The sequence below is a fragment of the Achromobacter sp. Root565 genome (assembly GCF_001427425.1).
GTDB classification, from domain to species: Bacteria; Pseudomonadota; Gammaproteobacteria; order Burkholderiales; family Burkholderiaceae_B; genus Achromobacter; species Achromobacter spanius_D.
Genome location: NZ_LMGO01000001.1, coordinates 2,051,303 through 2,067,987, shown reverse-complemented (window position 1 = coordinate 2,067,987; position 16,685 = coordinate 2,051,303). Strand labels below are relative to the sequence as shown.

Sequence of the window (16,685 nt, the reverse complement as noted above, 5' to 3'; positions counted from 1 at the left end):
GCGCTGCTGGTGGACGGTGTCTCATAAGGTGTCTGACACCCTGGGGAGAGGCGCGTCGGCTTGAGCCGGCGTCTCAGAGGGTGTCAGACGGTGGACGGTGTCTCATAAGGTGTCTGACACCCTGGGCAGAGGCGCGTCGGGCTTGAGTCAGCGTCTCAGAGGGTGTCAGACACCTTTTTGAAGTARCGCTGYTGGTGGACGGTGTCTCATAAGGTGTCTGACACCCTGGGCAGAGGCGCGTCGGCTTGAGCCGGCGTCTCAGAGGGTGTCAGACACCTTTTTGAAGTARCGCTGCTGGTGGACGGTGTCTCATAAGGTGTCTGACACCCTGGGGAAGAGGCGCGTCGGCTTGAGTCAGCGTCTCGGAGGGTGTCAGACACCTTCAAGCGCCGACGGTGCCCAAGTGTCAGACACCGTCGTGCTTTAGCCGGCGTGTTCGATTACCAGTTGCACCGACACCATGCCGTTCCACACGTTCTGTTCCAGACGGTACGCCGCCTGGATGTGTTCCGGCAGAGACTGGTCGTGGCCGAACCAGATGGCGTCGAAGCGCTGGTGGCCGCGTTCCAGGGACAGCTTCAGGTGCTTTTCGCCGACCAGGCGCTGGTTGCGCACGACGAATTCGTCCAGGAAAAGGGGGGCGGCAAAGCCTGCGCCCCAGACCTGCTGTTGCAGCATGCCGGCCACGTCGGCGTTGGCGTAGCCGGTTTCCAGTGAGCCGTCGGTTTCGATGACGGGCTCGAAGGAATCACGTCCGGTCAGCTCGCGCACGGCGGCGTCGAAAGCGGGGGCGAAGGCCGGGAAATCGGTCTTGCCCAGCGTCAAACCGGCCGCCATGGCATGGCCGCCAAACTTGCGGATCAGGTTGGGATGGCGCTTGGACACGAGATCCAGCGCGTCGCGTAGGTGCACGTCGGGGATCGAACGGCCGGAGCCGCGAATCTCGTCGTCGCCGGCCGGCGCGAACGCCAGGGTGGGGCGCCAGAATTTCTCTTTCAGGCGTGAGGCGACCAGCCCCACGACGCCCTGGTGCCAGCCCGGGTCGAACACGCAGACGGTGGCGCCCGCGGCGGCGTCGGGCGCTTCCATGGCGGCCAGCGCCTGCTCGCGCATTTCGGCTTCGATCGTGCGGCGTTCGCGGTTGATGTTGTCCAGCTCGCGCGCCATTTCCAGCGCCTGCGCCTCGTCGTCGGTGGTCAGGCAGGCGATGCCCAGGCTCATGTCGGCCAGGCGGCCCGCGGCGTTGATGCGCGGTCCCAGCGCGAAGCCCAGGTCGAAACCGTTGGCGCTGCGCGGCTCACGGCCGGCGACGGCGAAGAGCGCCCGCAGTCCGGGCTGCAGACGGCCGCTGCGCATGCGCTGCAGGCCCTGCGTGACCAGGAGGCGGTTGTTGGCGTCCAGCTTGACCACGTCGGCCACCGTGCCCAGCGCGACCAGGTCGGACAGCGCGTCCAGGCGTGGTCCGCCATCGGGGGCGTACACGCCGCGGCGGCGCAGTTCGGCGCGCAGCGCCAGCATCATGTAGAAGATGACGCCCACGCCGGCCAGGTTTTTGGACGGAAAGCCGCAGCCGGGCTGGTTGGGGTTCACGATGGCCAGCGCGTCCGGCAGGGTGTCGCCCGGCAGGTGGTGATCGGTGATGACCACGCCGATGCCGGCGTCGTTGGCGGCGGCCACGCCGTCGACGCTGGCGATGCCGTTGTCGACCGTGATGATGATGTCGGGCTTGCCCGCGCGGTGGCGGCAGGCCAGTTCCACGACGGCGGGAGACAGGCCGTAGCCGGTCTCGAAACGATTGGGCACCAGGAAGTCGACATCGGCGCCCATCGCCGACAGCGCGCGCAGGCCGACGGCGCAGGCGGTGGCGCCGTCGCAATCGTAGTCGGCCACGATCAGCAGCTTTTTGCCGGCCTGGATGGCGTCGGCCAGGACGGCCGCCGCGTGGGCAGAATGGGTCAGGCCGGCCGGCGGCAGCAGGGACGGCCAGGCAAGCCGGGTCTGATCCGGATGCGTCACACCGCGCGCGGCCCACAAGCGGGCCAGCAGCGGGTGGATGCCGGAAGATTCGAGGACGTGACAGGCGGCCAGGTCGGCCGGACGGATCGTTAAGCGGGGTGAGACCACCAGGCGCTCCAGTTCTTCTTGGGCGCGGGCAGCAAGCCAAGCAGGCCCCCGCGCGGTTTCAGGTCAAGGGCGACCTTGCGGTCATCGCCCAGCAGCAGCATCTGCACGGGCGTCGCGGGCAGGCCTTTGCCGGCGGCCAGCGGACGCAGATGCTGCGTGTCGAGTTCGGTCAGCGCGTCGAGCCAGGCGGCCCAGTCGCCGGCGCGTTGCGGGGCGTCCAGTCCGGTCAGCACCTGCGCCGGGCCGGCGGGCGCCGCCGTCCAGGGCGTGCCCCCGCCATAGAGCCACAGCGCGTTGACAGGCGCCAGGCCGCGGGCGGCCCGGACTTCGTTGACGGGGTGTTCGTGCCACGCCATCTGGATTTCGTTCAGCAGGCGCCGCCACGGGCGCGTCTCGGTGTCCTGGCGCCACCAGTCGTTCAGGCGCTTTCCTGCCACGGCCAGGGGGCTGGCGGTCTGGGGGCGCAGGTCCGCCGGCAAGCGCAGGCGCCAGCGCTGCGGCGACAGCGGCTCGACCGAGAAGCCGGTGCCCTCAAAGAGTGGGCGCGCGGTGTCGAGCAGGGCGGCGGTTTCCGATTCGGTCAGGTCCATCGACCCCGGATCCAGCAGCGAAGCCTGATCCGCGCCCAGCGCAAGATGGACCAGTTCGCACAGCCAGACCGGTTCGGATGCCGGTGTGTGGGAATGTTGCCCGGCCAGCAGCGGGCCGAGGCCTGCGCTTTGCAAGAGGCCCGGCTCGGGTGCATACCCGGCGCGCTCGAGCTGCCAGGATTCAAAGGCCGTGCAGCCGTGCGCGCGCAGGTCGTAGCCTTGCGGACGGGCCGTTGCGGCCTGCAGCCAGCCGTGCAGCGTGGGCGCGCGCTCGGGCAGGAGCTTGGCCAGTTCGGCAGCAAAGGGAAGGGCGGGCAGGGCGCCCGGAATGACGATCAGCATGGCGGCGATTGTAGTCCGCGGCGGGATGGGGAACTTAGCGCCGCGGCCAACTGCCATACGTTGTCACGCCTGGTCTAGGATCCGCACATCCGCGGGGCGATTTCCGGGCGGTTAATGCAATAATGCGCACGTGCTGAAAATACCCTACGAACTATGGATCGGCGCCCGCTATGCGGGCCTTGCCCGGATCCGCCAGCGACGCGGCCGCCGCGATCGCTTCATCTCCTTCATCGCCGCCAGTTCCATGGCGGGCATCGCGCTGGGCGTTGCCGCCCTGATCGTGGTGCTGTCCGTGATGAACGGCTTCCAGAAGGAAGTGCGGGACCGCATGCTGTCGGTGCTGCCGCACATCGAACTCTATCTTCCTGGCGCATCGCCCGAACGGGTGCTTGAGCAGTGGCAGCAGTTTGCCACCGCCGCCGAGCGCAATCCCGAGGTCAAGGCTGGCGCGCCCTTCGTGGCGGCGCAGGGCATGCTGGTGCGCGGGCAGGCGCTGCGCGGCGTGCAGGTCAGGGGTATCGACCCCGGCACCGAGGGCAACGTGTCGGACCTGCCGCGCCAGATGGTGTCTGGCAAGCTGACCGACCTGAAACCCGGTGGCTTCGGCGTGGTGCTGGGCAACGAGCTGGCCGACGGCATGGGCGTCAAGGTCGGCGACACGTTGCTGATGATGGCGCCGCAGGGCTCGATCAGTCCCGCCGGCTTTGCGCCGCGCATGCGCCAGTTCACCGTCGTGGGTGTGTTCTCGTCGGGCCATTACGAATACGATTCCTCGCTGGCGTTCGTGGACAACGAAGACGCGGCGCGCGTGTTCCGCGAAAGCGGCACCGCCGGCGTGCGTCTGCGCATTGCCGACATGCAGAAGGCCCCCGAAGTGGCGGCCGAGCTGCGCAACGTCCTGCCGCCGTACGTCATGGCCAGCGACTGGTCGCGCAACAACCGCACGTGGTTTGCGGCGGTGCAGACCGAAAAGCGCATGATGTTCCTGATCCTGGCGCTGATCGTGGCCGTGGCGGCGTTCAACCTGCTGTCCTCGCTGGTCATGGCCGTCAAGGACAAGCAATCCGACATCGCCATCCTGCGCACGCTGGGAGCGGGACCGGGCGAAGTGGCCCGCATCTTCCTGGTGCAAGGCGCGCTGATCGGCGTGATTGGCACCTTGCTGGGCGTGGCCGGCGGCATTGCCATCGCCTACAACGTCGACGTGATCGTGCCGTTCATCGAGCGCATGCTGGGCGTGCATTTTCTGCCGCGCGAAATCTATTTCATCAGCGCGCTGCCGTCCGACCCGCAGGTGGGCGACATCGTCACCATCGGCGTGACGTCGCTGGTGCTTTCGCTGTTGGCGACCTTGTATCCGAGTTGGCGCGCCTCGCGCCTGCAACCCGCACAGGTGCTGCGCCATGATTGATACCCCGACGCAGAAACCGCAGGCCGGAACGACGCCGGCGCTGCAGGCCGAGAACATCGTCAAGGTCTACGACGAAGGCCCCGCCCGGATCGAAGTGCTCAGCAATGTCAGCCTGTCCGTCGCGCGCGGCGAGATGGTCGCCATCGTGGGCGCATCGGGATCCGGCAAGAGCACCTTGCTGCACATCCTGGGGCTGCTCGACGTGCCGACGAGCGGCTCGGTTTCCGTTGACGGCCAGGTGGGCATCGGACTGTCCGAATCCAAGAAAAGCGCGGTGCGCAACCGCAGCCTGGGCTTCGTCTACCAGTTCCACCACCTGCTGGCCGAGTTTTCAGCGCTGGACAACGTGGCGATGCCGCTGATCGTGCGCCGCGAGAACCGCGACAAGGCGCGCGAGGCGGCACGCGAAGTGCTCGGACTGGTCGGACTGTCCGCCCGGGAAGGGCACTTCCCGGGGCAGTTGTCGGGCGGCGAACGGCAGCGCGTGGCGCTGGCGCGCGCGCTGGTGACGCGCCCGGTGTGCGTGCTGGCGGACGAGCCCACGGGCAACCTGGACCGCCACACCGCCCACAACATGTTCGAACTGCTGACGCGGGTGAACCAGGAGTCGGGGACTGCATTTGCGATCGTCACGCACGATCCCGAGCTTGCCGCCCGCGCCGACCGTCAGTTGCTGATGGAAAACGGCCGCCTGGTGTCAGGCTAGCCCGGTCCGCAGCGACAGCCGCCCGCGCGGGTCCGCGCGGCGGCCGCGGGCGGATAATCCGCACAAGGAGGACACGCCCATGCTCATCGACACTCATTGCCACCTGGACGCCCGGGAGTTCGACGCTGACCGGACCGAGGTGGCGGACCACGCCGCCCACGCGGACGTCCAGGCCATCGTGATCCCCGCCATCGAACGGGCAAACTTTGCGGTCGTGCGCGACCTGGCCGCCAGCATTGCCGGCGGCGCCTATGCGTTGGGCATTCATCCGTTGTACGTCGCGCGCGCCGACGACGCCGATCTGGACGTGCTGCGCCAGACCATCAAGGAATCCCTGGGCGATCCGCGCTTTGTCGCCATCGGCGAAATCGGGCTGGACTTCTTCGTGCCGGAGATCGCCTCGGGTGCGCCGCGCGAACGTCAGGAACGGTTCTACGCCGCGCAATTGGACATGGCCGTCGAGTTTGGCCTGCCCGTGCTGCTGCACGTGCGCAAATCCCAGGACATCTTGCTGAAGTACCTGCGCCGCCATCCGCGCATCGGCGGCATCGCGCACGCGTTCAATGGCAGCGCGCAGCAGGCGCAGGCCTTCATCGAGCATGGCTTTGCGCTGGGAATGGGCGGCGCGATGACGTTCGAGCGGGCGCTGCAGATTCGCCGCCACGCGGTGGACGTCGGGCTGGAGCATCTGGTGCTGGAGACCGACGCACCGGACATCCCGCCCGCTTGGCTGCACGAACCCAATCGGCGCAATCGTCCCGGCGAACTGGCGCGCATTGCGCAGGTGCTGGCGGAACTGCGCGGCATCACGCCGGGGCAGGTGGCGCACGCCACCACCGCGAACGCGATGCGGGTGTTGCCAAGGTTGCCGGCAGCGATTCTGGCTGACGCGGACTGACCTGTCTGACTTCGAAGACGCGTGCGCGATGATGATGTCGTCGTGCGGGAAGATTGCGTTCGTCGGACCAGTCCGAATCTCCTATCGACTCTTCTAACGATTCTTCGAAAACGCCTTCGTGGCATTGAGTTGAGGTAATGGGAATACCTATCATTGGCGTTCGTTAGCACGTCAATCAGCGCACAGCGCGCGCCGCCCTGATCGGGCGGTTTTTCATTTGATTCCCATGTCGACTCAGAAACGCTTTAACGGCTCTGCACGAGCCGCTTCAACACCCTGCGCGCGATTCCGTCTTTTGCCGATCGTGTTGGCGCTTGCCGCCGCAAACATCCACGCGCAGACCGGCACGGCCGGATTGGAAGACACGTTGGGCGTGACGCAGCTGGACACCGTCGTGGTCACTGCATCGGGGTTTGAACAAGAGATCCGGAACGCGCCCGCGTCCATTTCGGTCATCACGCGCGAGCAATTGGAAGCGCGGCCTTTCCACAATCTGGCCGACGCGGTGCGCGACGTGGAGGGCGTGTCGGTCGAGCGCGGCGGCAAGGCTGGCGGCATGAACATCAGCATCCGCGGCACGCCCAGCGACTACACGCTGGTGCTGGTGGACGGCAAGCGCATGAATCAGAACAGTTCGGGGGCGCGGGCCAACGGCTTCGGCGACGTCGACACCAACTTCATTCCGCCGATGGCCGCGATCGAGCGCATCGAAGTGGTGCGAGGCCCGATGTCCACGCTGTACGGCTCGGACGCAATGGGCGGCGTCATCAACATCATCACGCGCAAGGTCGCCCGCGAATGGACGGGCCAACTGACGCTGGACGGCACGCTGCAGGGCGACAACCGTTTCGGCAACACCTACGGCGCGGGCTTCTACCTGAGCGGCCCCCTGAAGACGGACAAGCTCGGCCTGAGCCTGCGCGGCGGCCACTACCGGCGCCTGAGCGCAACAGGCAGCTACCCCGCCACCCAGGCCGACTACGACAGCGGCGACTACACCGGCGACATTGCCAGCTTCAGCGGACTGGGCGACAGCACGCAGCAGAACATGGGGCTGCGCCTGTCGCTGACGCCGAACCGCAACCACGACATCCTGTTCGACGTGGACAGCAACTGGCAGACCTTCGACAACAGCAACGGGGAATTAGGCACGCTGAACGCCGACGTGGCGCCCAACCGCCAGGGCGGCGGCTACGAGCCCGAGATGAAGTTCAACCGGCAGCGCTACGCGTTGACGCATCTGGGCCGCTACGGCGGTTCGGTCAGTTCGGACACCAGCCTGGTCTACGACACCACCGAGACCATCGGCCGCACGAATCCGATGAGCACGCCGCGCCAACCCACCGACGGGTCCAGCCGCGACCTGGAATACGACAACTGGGTGTTCGACACCAAGTGGACGATGCCGTTGTTCAATGACCGCCACAACCTGACCCTGGGCGGCCAGTGGCGCGAGCAGCAGTTCAAGGACACGCTGGTGTCGGCGCCGCTGAATCTGCGGCAGTACCAATGGGCGCTGTTGGCGGAAGACGAATGGCGCATCGTGGACAGCGTGGCGCTGACGGCCGGCGCGCGTTACGACCGCAACGAGCAGTTCGGCGGCAAGTGGAGTCCGCGCGGCTACCTGGTCTGGAACGCCACGCCGGCGTGGACCTTCAAGGGCGGCGTCAGCAAGGGCTACAAGACGCCCGACATCAACCTGATGACCGACGGCATCATCGGCCTCGGCGCGCAGGGCACCATGCCGTTGCTCGGCAATGCGCAGCTCAAGCCGGAGACCAGCACCTCGTCCGAGTTGGGCGTGCTGTTTGACGATGGAGCAGGGCTGTCCGGCAACCTGACCGCTTTCCATACCAAGTTCAAGGACAAGATCGACAGCCAGAGCGTGCCCAACTGCCTGGCGGCGGGCGGCCCCGCGCCGGGCTGCCTGGACCTGGGCGTGTGGGAGCGCAACGGCGTGCCCGTGGCCAACTTCTCGCAACGCGTGAACATCGATTCGGCCACCATCCAGGGCTTTGAGCTGGGCGGCCGGATTCCGCTGTACGCAGGGCTCTCGTTCAATGGCAATTACACGCTGACCGCAAGTGAGGTCACCTCGGGCGCGAGGCGCGGTCAGCCCTTGGGCTCGCAGCCGCGTCACGCAGTGAATCTGGGGCTGAACTGGCGCGTCAACGATCAGTTCAACGCGTGGGTCCGCGGCGAATACCGCGCGGGTCAGTTCAACGACATGAACTGGGAGAAGAAACAGGTGTTCTATAGCCCGTACTGGCTGGCCAGCATGGGGGGCTCGTATGTGGTCAGCAAGAACGTGACGTTGTCGGCCTCGGTGCTGAACCTGTTCGACAAGAACTTTGTGGACTACGGTCCGGCCAAGGTCGGCGCGACGGCGCCAGCGGTCAATGCCAGCTGGAGCAACGCGTACCGGCAGGTGCTGGAAGGCCGCCGTCTGTGGATGTCGGCGAACATCACGTTCTGATGCTGGGCGTCGACCGTGGCGTCATCCCGTAGCGGGGCGCGCCACGGAGGCGGATAGCAGCGGCAGGTCCATGCGCACGCTCAAGCCATGCGGGGCGACGTTGCGGGCCGATATCGATCCCTTGTGCGCGGCAATCGCGGCCTGCGCGATGGAAAGTCCCAGCCCCGCGCCGCCGCCGGGCGTGCTGGCGGCGCCGGCAGAGCCCGCGCGATAGAACGGTTCGAAAAGCGAGGTGAGCTCTTGCGTGGCAACGCCCGGGCCGCGGTCTTCGATCTCCAGGCTGGCTTCGCTGGCGCTGGTCAAGAGCCGCACGCGGATGACGCTGTGCGCGGGCGCAAAACGCAGGGCATTGCGCAGCACGTTCTCGATGGCGCTGGCCAAGCTGGCGCGGTCGCCGGCAATGCGGATGGGCGCGGGCGTGTCCCAATCGATTTGCAGATGCCGCCCTTCGGCCTCGTAGCGGGCATCGTCCACGACGCCGGCCACGACATCCGACAGGTCCAGCGGTTCGGTCGGGACGGGCAGCGCACCCACGCGGGCAAGCCGCAGCGTGTTGCCCACCAAGGCGTCCAGCCGCTCGCATTCGCGTTCGATGCGGTCGAGCTGCAGATCGCGCCGTTCGTCGTTGCGGCGCGCCAGTTCAGAGGCCAGGCGCAGGCGCGCAAGCGGTGACCTGAGCTCGTGCGCCACGTTATGCAGCAGTTGCTCGCGCGTGTCGACCAGCGCCTTCAATCGCACGGCCATGGCGTCGAAGTCGCGTGCCAGCAGGCCAAGTTCATCCTGGCGCGTGGCGAGTCTTGGCGGTGTCTGCGTGTCCAGTTTCCCAGCGGCCAGCGCGTGCGTGGTCTGGCGCAATTGCGCCAGCGGCGCGGTGATGTGGCGCGTCAATGCCCAGCAGAAGGGCGCGGTCACCGCCAGCGCGAACAGCAGCAGCGCCAGCGCGACGGGCGACAACGCCAGGACTTCCCAGCGCGACGAATCGAACGGCAGAAACAGCATCAGCAGTTCCGAGCCATCCGGCAGGATCAGGATCTGCGGTTCCCACCACGACACGCGTTCGCCTGCGGGATCGGCCGGCACATAGTCGGACTGCGGCGGCCGCTCGGGCGCGGCGCGGTACGCGACCAGCCAGTCATGCAGGCGCGTGGGCAGGCGCCGGCCCAGGATCTCCTGGTCCTGCGCATCCATGACATAGATCTTCAGCGCCGAGTAGTTGTCGTCCATGGCGCGCACCCAGCGCTCCAGGCCGTCCCGGCCCTGCGTGCGCGCGACCTGCGCGGCATCGCGCGTAAGGTTGCCGGGATTCAAGCCGTCCAGCGAGTTGAAGCGGTACCAGGCCACCGATGCCGTCAGCACCATGCCGCAGACCAGGATGACCGCCATGGCGCACCAGAACGTCAGGAACGCACGCCAGAAAAGCGAGCGGGCGGGCAACAACGTCATCACGCAGCGCCCGCCAGCACGTAGCCCAGCCCGCGCAGATTGCGGATGGACAGCGTGTCGGCGTGTTGATCCAGGCGCAGCTTTTTGCGCAGGGTGCTGATGTGCGTGTCGATGCTGCGGTCGTAGCGGTCTGGCGCGCGGCCCAGCGCATACAGGCCGATCTGGTCGCGCGCGATCACCTGCCCGGGGGCGCGCATCAAAATTTCCAGGATGCGCTGCTCGGCGCCGGTCAGCATGACTTCGTCGGCGCCCATGCGCGCGCGGCCGGTGGCCGGGTCCAGCGACAGGGCACCCAGGCTGAGCGACGGACTGGCGGGGACGGGCGTTTCTTCAAAGCGGCGCAGCACGGCGGTGACGCGGGCCTTGAGCTCACGCGGGCTGAAGGGTTTGGCCAGGTAATCGTCGGCGCCGAACTCCAGGCCCAGCACGCGGTCGGTCTCGCCACCATGCGCGGTGAACATGATGACGGGGCGGCGCGAGCGCTGGCGGTAGTGCTTGAGCAGATCCAGACCATTGCCGTCGGGCAGCATCAGGTCCAGCAGCACGAGGTCGAAATCGTCCTGCGCCAGCAAGGACATGCCTTGAGCGCCGGTGTGCGCCAGCGTCAGCTGGCATTGATGGGGTTCCAGGTATTCGCGCAGCATCTGCGCCAGCTCGACGTCGTCGTCGATCAGCAAGATGCGGCGCGCCACCGCTGAATGAGTGAAAGGCATGCGTGTTGGGCGTCGAGCATCCGGCAGTGTGGCCGAACGCTGCGCGCCGGAGTGTCAAGAAAGGCAAAGAAGATAAAAGTTGCGGAAAGCGTGTTGCGGCGTGCTGCAAGCCCCAATTCTAATATGAGAATGGTTTTCATTAATAAGTGGGAGCCGGGGCGTGCCGCGCGTGGGGCGTGGCGTAAACCGGGGACGGGAGAAGTTGGAATCATGAGCAGGAAAGAACTGGCCGGCGGCCAGCGCATCGCCGCGTCGCGCACGCAACTGGCCGCCGCCTTGTGCGCCGCGGGTTTTGGCTTGGGGCCGTCCGCCGTCTGGGCACAGGCCGCGGACGCGGCCACGACGATGGACACGGTCGTCGTCACGGCCAGCGGTTTCGAGCAACGCATCCAGGATGCGCCGGCCTCGATCAGCGTCATCACGCGTGAGGATCTGGACAAGAAGTTCTACCGCGACCTGAACGACGCGCTGGTGGAAGTGCCGGGCGTCATCGTCACGGGCGGCGGCGATCGCCAGGACATCAGCTTGCGCGGCATGGGCCCGAAGTACACGCTGATCCTGATCGACGGCAAGCGCCAGAGCTCGCGCGAAACTCGCACCAACTCGGATTCGACGGGCGTGGAGGGTGGCTGGACGCCGCCGCTGTCGGCCATCGAGCGCATTGAAGTGGTGCGCGGCCCGATGTCGTCGCTGTACGGGTCGGACGCCATGGGCGGGGTGATCAACATCATCACGCGCAAGGTGCCCGACGAATGGCACGGCGAAATCCGCATGGATACGACGATCCAGGAGAGCAGCAAGTCGGGCGATATCTACCAGGGCAACTTCTACCTGGCCGGCCCGATCAAGAACGACCTGCTGGGCCTGCAGATCTACGGCCAGGCCACGCAGCGCGACGAAGACAACATCTACAACGGCTACCGCAAGCGCAACGCTGAAAGCGTGACCGCCAAGCTGGCGCTGACGCCCAATCGCGATCACGACATCGTGCTGGAAGCGACCACGATGCGCCAGAAGTTCCAGGACACCCTGGGCAAGACGGTGGAGCCGCTGCCGCCCGGCACCGCGTGCCCGCGCACGGGCTGCCCGGCGTCGTCGGAAACCGATTACCGCAGCAGCAAGTGGGCGCTGTCGCACACCGGCCGCTGGGGCTGGGGCGTGTCCGACAGCTATGTGCAGCAGGAAGAGTTCGACAACCGCTCGCGCCAGATGAAGATCAAGAACCTGGACCTGCAGACGAGCTGGTCGCTGCCGCTGGGTTCGCACATGCTGACCTTGGGGGGCAGCTATCTCAATCAACGTCTGGATGACCAGAACGGCAATCAGTTGCCCGGCGGCCCCAGCAACGTGGAACGGTATCAATGGGCATTGTTCGCCGAAGACGAATGGCGCCTGACCGAAAGCTTTGCTCTCACGACCGGCCTGCGCATGGATCAGGACGAGAATTTCGGCAGCCACTTCAGCCCGCGCCTGTACGGCGTGTGGCACATGGCCGAACGCTGGACGCTGAAGGGCGGCGTGTCCACCGGCTTCCGGGCGCCCGACCTGCGCCAGACCGTGGCCGGCTGGGGCCAGACCAGCCGCGGCGGCAACATGTACGGCAATCCGGACCTGACGCCCGAAAAGTCGGTGACCCAGGAAATCGGCCTGCTGTATGACGACGGCGAGGGCATGAACGCCGGCATCACGTTGTTCAACAACGACTTCAAGGACAAGATCACCCGCGTGGCGTGCCCCCTGTCGCAGTGCACGGACGGCCCCAACCAGTTCGGCTCGGACCCCACCACGTACATGAACGTGGACAAGGCTGTGTCGCGCGGCGTGGAAGCCAGCCTGAAGCTGCCGCTGGCGGCCGACTGGTCGATGACCAGCAGCTACACCTTCACGAAGTCGGAGCAGAAGTCCGGCCAGTACAAGGGCGAGCCTCTGAACCAGTTGCCCAAGCATCTGTTCACGACCACGGTGAATTGGCAGCCGTCCGACGCGCTGCAGGCGTGGGCCCGCCTAAACTTCCGCGGCCGCGAAAGCCAGCCGACCACGGGCCCGTCGTCGGACGCGCTGGTCGCGCCGTCCTACACGTTCGTGGACCTGGGCGGTTCGTACGCCGTGAACAAGACCGTGTCGGTGTATGCCGGCATCTACAACCTGTTCGACAAGCAGGTCGCCTACGACGACTTCGGCTATGTCGAAGACGGCCGCCGTTACTGGCTGGGCGTGGGCGTGAAGTTCTGAGAATGACGGGGCGCCTGGCGCCCCATTACAGAGAGGTTTGCATGAACAATGGAAAACAGGCGGGCGCCGCCCGCCGCTGGGCAACCCGGGCCGGTGTGGCACTGGCCTTGAGCGCCGCGGCAGCCGTGTGCGCCGCGCAGTCCACCACGCCGGTCAAGCACGCCCGCGGCGAAACCGCGGTGCCGTCCAATCCGTCCAAGACGATCGTGCTGGACCTGGCCGTGCTGGACACCCTGCACACGCTCGGCGTGGACCCCGTGGGTGTGCCCAGCGCCGCCAAGCTGCCGCCGCAACTGAGCCAGTTCGCCGACAAGCGATATCTGAAGGCCGGCACGATGTTCGAGCCCAACTACGAGGTCATTCACGCCGCCGCGCCGCAAGTCATTTTCGTGGCCGGCCGCTCGGCGCCCAAGTATGACGAGCTGTCCAAGATTGCGCCCACCGTGGACCTGACGGTCGACGCCAAGGACCTGGTCGGCAGCGTCCGGCGCAACACCGAAACGCTGGCCGCGCTATACGGCAAAGCGAGCGAGGCCAAGGAAAAGCTGGCCGCGCTGGATGCGTCGATTGCGTCCCTGAAAGGCAAGGCCGCCAACGCCGGCACCGCGTTGATCGTGCTGACAACCGGCGGCAAGATGAGCGCCTACGGGCCGGGCTCGCGCTTTGGCGTGATCCACGACGCCTTCGGCGTCAAGCCTGCCGCGACCGGCCTGAACGTGTCCAACCACGGCCAGGCGATTTCGTTCGAGTTCATTGCCCAGACCGATCCGGACTGGCTGTTCGTGATCGACCGCGACGCGGCCATCGGCCGTGAAGGCGTGTCGGCGCAGCGCATGCTGGACAACGAGCTGGTGCGTCCGACCAAGGCGTGGAAGAACCAGCGCGTGGTCTACCTGAACGGCTTCAACTGGTATCTGCTCGGCAGCGCGGGCCTGACGGCCATGCAGCAGAACGTGGATCAGATCGCCGCGGCGTTGTCGCAAGGAAGGTAGGCAGCATGCAAGACGGGAAGGGCTGCCGGTGAGCTGGCGGCGCGCAATCGGCGGGTGGGGCGGCTTGACGGCCGTGGTGGTGGTGTTGCTGCTGCTGTGCGTGGCAAGCATCAGCCTGGGCGCTGGCCAGATGCATTGGGCCGCGCTGTGGAACGGCGGCGAAGAGGGCGAGCGAGCATGGCGGCTGCTGATGGTCAGCCGCATCCCGCGCACCCTCGCGTTGCTGCTGGCAGGCACGGCGCTGGCCGTCGCCGGCCTCATCATGCAGATGCTGGTGCGCAACCGCTTTGTGGAGCCGACGACGGCCGGCACCGTCGAATCCGCCACCCTCGGCATCCTGGTCATCACCTTGCTGGCGCCCGATACGTCCGTGATCGGCAAGATGGTGACGGCCACGGGCTTTGCGCTGGCGGGCACCTTGCTGTTTCTGGCCTTGCTGCGCCGCGTGCCGCTGCGCACGCCGTTCATCGTGCCGCTGATCGGGCTGATCCTGGGCGGCGTGATCCAGGCGGTGACGACCTTCATGGCGTACCGCTTCGACCTGCTGCAGTCGCTGCATGCGTGGACTACCGGCGACTTCTCCGGCGTGCTGCGCGGCCGGTATGAGCTGCTGTGGATCGGGTTTGCGCTGGCCTGCGCGGCCTATGCCGCTGCCGACCGCTACACCGTGGCGGGCATGGGCCGCGAGTTCGCGTCCAACCTGGGGCTGAATCACGCACGGCTGACGCTGGTCGGCCTGCTGATCGTTTCGGCCATATCAGCCGTGGTGGTCGTAACGGCCGGCAGCATCCCGTTCCTGGGCCTCATCGTGCCCAATGCCGTCAGCCTGGTGCTGGGCGACAACATGCGCCGCGCCATTCCGTGGGTGGCGTTGCTTGGGGGCGCATTCGTACTGGCCTGCGACATCATCGGCCGGCTGGTCATCCACCCCTACGAGATCCCCATCGGCACCGTGGTGGGCGTGCTGGGCAGCATCCTGTTCCTGTGGCTGCTGCGCTCGCGGAGGAACCGCCTTGGCTGAAACCGCCTCGATTCTCCGCGTTGCCCCGCGCGCGCCGCAGAGGTGGCGCCTTGCGGCACTGGGCGCCGGCGCGCTGATCTGCGTTGCCGCCTTCATGACGTTGGGCGCGAATGGCCAATGGTCGTTCGTCATTCCCTTTCGTGGCGGCAAGCTGCTGGCCATGCTGCTGGTGGCGTATGCGGTGGCGGTGTCGTCCGTGCTGTTCCAGACCATCACGCACAACCGTATCCTCACGCCCGCCATCATGGGCTTCGACGCCCTGTACCTGCTGATCCAGGCGGTCGTGGTGTTCGGCTTCGGGCAGGCGGCGGCCGCCGCCAGTCATCCGGTCGCAGCGTTTCTCCTGGAAGTGTGCGCGATGACGGCGTTCGCGTGCCTGCTGTTCCGCTGGCTGTTTTCCGACGCCGCGCGCAGCCTGCATTTGATGATGCTGGTGGGCATCATCTTCGGACTGCTGTTTCGCAGCCTGTCCAGCTTTGTGGTGCGGCTGATCGATCCGAATGAATTCCTGGTCCTGCAGGACCGCATGTTCGCCAGCTTCAATTCGGTACGCGTCGAGCTGCTGCCGATCGCTTTCGGCGCCGTGTGCACCGCGTCGTTCTTCGTCTGGCGCATGCGCCGGCGGTACGACGTGCTGGCGCTGGGCCGCGACATGGCATTGAATCTGGGCGTTGACTATCGCCGCACGCTGGTGGTGACACTGGCGGCGATTGCGGTGCTGGTGTCCGTGTCGACGGCGCTGGTCGGTCCCGTGACGTTCTTCGGTCTGCTGGTCAGCAACCTGGCGTATCAAGCCATGGGCTCGGACAGGCACCGGTACACCGTGCCGGCCGCGACGCTGCTCAGCGTCATTTTCCTGGTGGGCGGCCAGACGCTGCTGGAGCGCGTGCTTGGGCTGAACACCACGGTCAGCGTGGTGATTGAATTCGTGGGCGGCGTGATGTTCCTCGTCCTGATCTTGCGCAGGGGGCGCCGATGATAGAAATCCAGAACGTCAGCAAGCAATATGGCGACACCGTTGTGATCGACGATGTCAGCCTGGACCTGCCTGCCGGCGGCGTCACCGCCATCATCGGGCCGAACGGGGCGGGCAAGTCGACGTTGCTGTCCATGGTGAGCCGTTTGCTGCCGCTGAGCGCGGGGCGGGTGCTGGTCGAAGGTCTGGACGTCACGCGCGCCGACAGCCGCGAACTGGCCCGGCGCCTGGCCATTCTTCGGCAGGACAACCACCTGCCGCTGCGGCTGACGGTAAAGGACCTGGTGGCGTTCGGCCGCTACCCGCACACGGGCGGGCGCCTGACAATGGACGACAAGGTCCACATCGATCAGGCCATTGCGTACCTGAACCTGGAACCGCTGGCGGACCGCTATCTGGACGAGATGTCCGGCGGCCAGCGCCAACGCGCGTTCGTGGCCATGGTGCTGTGCCAGGACACGCGCTACGTGCTGCTGGACGAGCCCTTGAACAGCCTGGACATGAAGCATGCCGTCGCGATGATGGGCACCTTGCGGCGCGCGGCCGATGAACTGGGCAAGACGGTAGTGCTGGTGCTGCACGACATCAACTTTGCGTCCAGCTATGCGGACCGCATCGTGGCGATGCGGCAGGGGCGGATCGCGCGGCACGGCACGCCGGCCGAACTGATCCGGCCGGACGTGCTGAGCGATCTGTATGAACTGCCGATCGATGTGCATGAGATCGGCGGCAAGCGCATCTGCGTGTACTACCGCTGAGGC

The 16,685-nt window shown here is 66.7% G+C and carries 13 protein-coding genes; 9 read left to right on the top strand and 4 right to left on the bottom strand.

Annotated features, from left to right (window positions below):
• Positions 1-423 precede the first annotated feature (423 nt).
• Both recJ and ASD71_RS09210 read right to left on the bottom strand, forming a co-directional pair.
• The gene (recJ, locus tag ASD71_RS09215; protein ID WP_056562349.1) at positions 424-2,124 is read right to left on the bottom strand and encodes a single-stranded-DNA-specific exonuclease RecJ; all 1,701 of its coding nucleotides are present in this window, start codon (positions 2,122-2,124) and stop codon (positions 424-426) included.
• Positions 2,106-3,056, bottom strand: a complete 951-nt coding sequence (locus tag ASD71_RS09210) for a hypothetical protein (RefSeq protein ID WP_056562347.1) — start codon at positions 3,054-3,056, stop codon at positions 2,106-2,108. The genes recJ and ASD71_RS09210 overlap by 19 nt, the downstream gene beginning before the upstream one ends.
• A 130-nt stretch (positions 3,057-3,186) precedes the next feature.
• Between ASD71_RS09210 and ASD71_RS09205 the strand changes: the two genes are divergently transcribed.
• From ASD71_RS09205 to ASD71_RS09190, 4 genes are all read left to right on the top strand, one after another.
• The gene (locus ASD71_RS09205) at positions 3,187-4,467 is read left to right on the top strand and encodes a lipoprotein-releasing ABC transporter permease subunit (RefSeq protein WP_056562344.1); all 1,281 of its coding nucleotides are present in this window, start codon (positions 3,187-3,189) and stop codon (positions 4,465-4,467) included.
• Complete coding sequence (locus ASD71_RS09200; protein WP_056562341.1) at positions 4,460-5,173, top strand: ABC transporter ATP-binding protein; 714 nt, start codon at positions 4,460-4,462, stop codon at positions 5,171-5,173. The genes ASD71_RS09205 and ASD71_RS09200 overlap by 8 nt, the downstream gene beginning before the upstream one ends.
• Before the next feature lie 79 nt (positions 5,174-5,252).
• The gene (locus ASD71_RS09195) at positions 5,253-6,071 is read left to right on the top strand and encodes a TatD family hydrolase (protein ID WP_056562338.1); all 819 of its coding nucleotides are present in this window, start codon (positions 5,253-5,255) and stop codon (positions 6,069-6,071) included.
• A 226-nt stretch (positions 6,072-6,297) separates the two neighbouring features.
• Positions 6,298-8,547, top strand: a complete 2,250-nt coding sequence (locus ASD71_RS09190) for a TonB-dependent receptor domain-containing protein (protein WP_056562335.1) — start codon at positions 6,298-6,300, stop codon at positions 8,545-8,547.
• Positions 8,548-8,568: 21 nt separating this feature from the next.
• Here the strand turns inward: ASD71_RS09190 and ASD71_RS09185 are convergent, their stop codons facing one another.
• Positions 8,569-9,990, bottom strand: coding sequence for an ATP-binding protein (locus ASD71_RS09185; RefSeq protein ID WP_056562332.1), 1,422 nt, complete (start codon positions 9,988-9,990; stop codon positions 8,569-8,571).
• A complete protein-coding gene (locus ASD71_RS09180; protein WP_056562329.1) occupies positions 9,990-10,703 on the bottom strand; it encodes a response regulator transcription factor in 714 nt (237 codons plus the stop codon). Before ASD71_RS09180 ends, ASD71_RS09185 begins: the two co-directional genes overlap by 1 nt.
• Positions 10,704-10,913: 210 nt before the next feature.
• Between ASD71_RS09180 and ASD71_RS09175 the strand changes: the two genes are divergently transcribed.
• The 5 genes from ASD71_RS09175 to ASD71_RS09155 all read left to right on the top strand — a co-directional run bounded on the left by ASD71_RS09175 (position 10,914) and on the right by ASD71_RS09155 (position 16,682).
• Positions 10,914-12,935 carry a ligand-gated channel protein gene (locus tag ASD71_RS09175; protein WP_056562327.1) on the top strand — a complete coding sequence of 674 codons (2,022 nt, stop codon included), beginning with the start codon at positions 10,914-10,916 and terminating at the stop codon, positions 12,933-12,935.
• A gap of 41 nt (positions 12,936-12,976) precedes the next feature.
• Positions 12,977-13,927 carry a siderophore ABC transporter substrate-binding protein gene (locus ASD71_RS09170; protein ID WP_082578842.1) on the top strand — a complete coding sequence of 317 codons (951 nt, stop codon included), beginning with the start codon at positions 12,977-12,979 and terminating at the stop codon, positions 13,925-13,927.
• Positions 13,928-13,955: 28 nt separating this feature from the next.
• The gene (locus ASD71_RS09165; protein WP_056562323.1) at positions 13,956-14,948 is read left to right on the top strand and encodes an ABC transporter permease; all 993 of its coding nucleotides are present in this window, start codon (positions 13,956-13,958) and stop codon (positions 14,946-14,948) included.
• A 94-nt stretch (positions 14,949-15,042) separates the two neighbouring features.
• The gene (locus ASD71_RS09160; protein ID WP_056566669.1) at positions 15,043-15,927 is read left to right on the top strand and encodes an iron chelate uptake ABC transporter family permease subunit; all 885 of its coding nucleotides are present in this window, start codon (positions 15,043-15,045) and stop codon (positions 15,925-15,927) included.
• Positions 15,924-16,682, top strand: coding sequence for an ABC transporter ATP-binding protein (locus ASD71_RS09155; protein ID WP_056562320.1), 759 nt, complete (start codon positions 15,924-15,926; stop codon positions 16,680-16,682). The genes ASD71_RS09160 and ASD71_RS09155 overlap by 4 nt, the downstream gene beginning before the upstream one ends.
• The last annotated feature ends 3 nt before the right edge of the window (positions 16,683-16,685 follow it).

Excerpts from the sequence above, each read along its gene's own strand:
- ASD71_RS09200 (WP_056562341.1), top strand. The coding sequence starts at position 4,460 with ATGATTGATACCCCGACGCAGAAACCGCAGGCCGGAACGACGCCGGCG.
- ASD71_RS09155 (WP_056562320.1), top strand. The coding sequence starts at position 15,924 with ATGATAGAAATCCAGAACGTCAGCAAGCAATATGGCGACACCGTTGTG.
- ASD71_RS09195 (WP_056562338.1), top strand. The coding sequence starts at position 5,253 with ATGCTCATCGACACTCATTGCCACCTGGACGCCCGGGAGTTCGACGCT.
- ASD71_RS09190 (WP_056562335.1), top strand. The coding sequence starts at position 6,298 with ATGTCGACTCAGAAACGCTTTAACGGCTCTGCACGAGCCGCTTCAACA.
- ASD71_RS09175 (WP_056562327.1), top strand. The coding sequence starts at position 10,914 with ATGAGCAGGAAAGAACTGGCCGGCGGCCAGCGCATCGCCGCGTCGCGC.
- ASD71_RS09185 (WP_056562332.1), bottom strand. The coding sequence starts at position 9,990 with ATGACGTTGTTGCCCGCCCGCTCGCTTTTCTGGCGTGCGTTCCTGACG.
- ASD71_RS09210 (WP_056562347.1), bottom strand. The coding sequence starts at position 3,056 with ATGCTGATCGTCATTCCGGGCGCCCTGCCCGCCCTTCCCTTTGCTGCC.
- ASD71_RS09170 (WP_082578842.1), top strand. The coding sequence starts at position 12,977 with ATGAACAATGGAAAACAGGCGGGCGCCGCCCGCCGCTGGGCAACCCGG.
- ASD71_RS09180 (WP_056562329.1), bottom strand. The coding sequence starts at position 10,703 with ATGCCTTTCACTCATTCAGCGGTGGCGCGCCGCATCTTGCTGATCGAC.
- ASD71_RS09160 (WP_056566669.1), top strand. The coding sequence starts at position 15,043 with ATGACGTTGGGCGCGAATGGCCAATGGTCGTTCGTCATTCCCTTTCGT.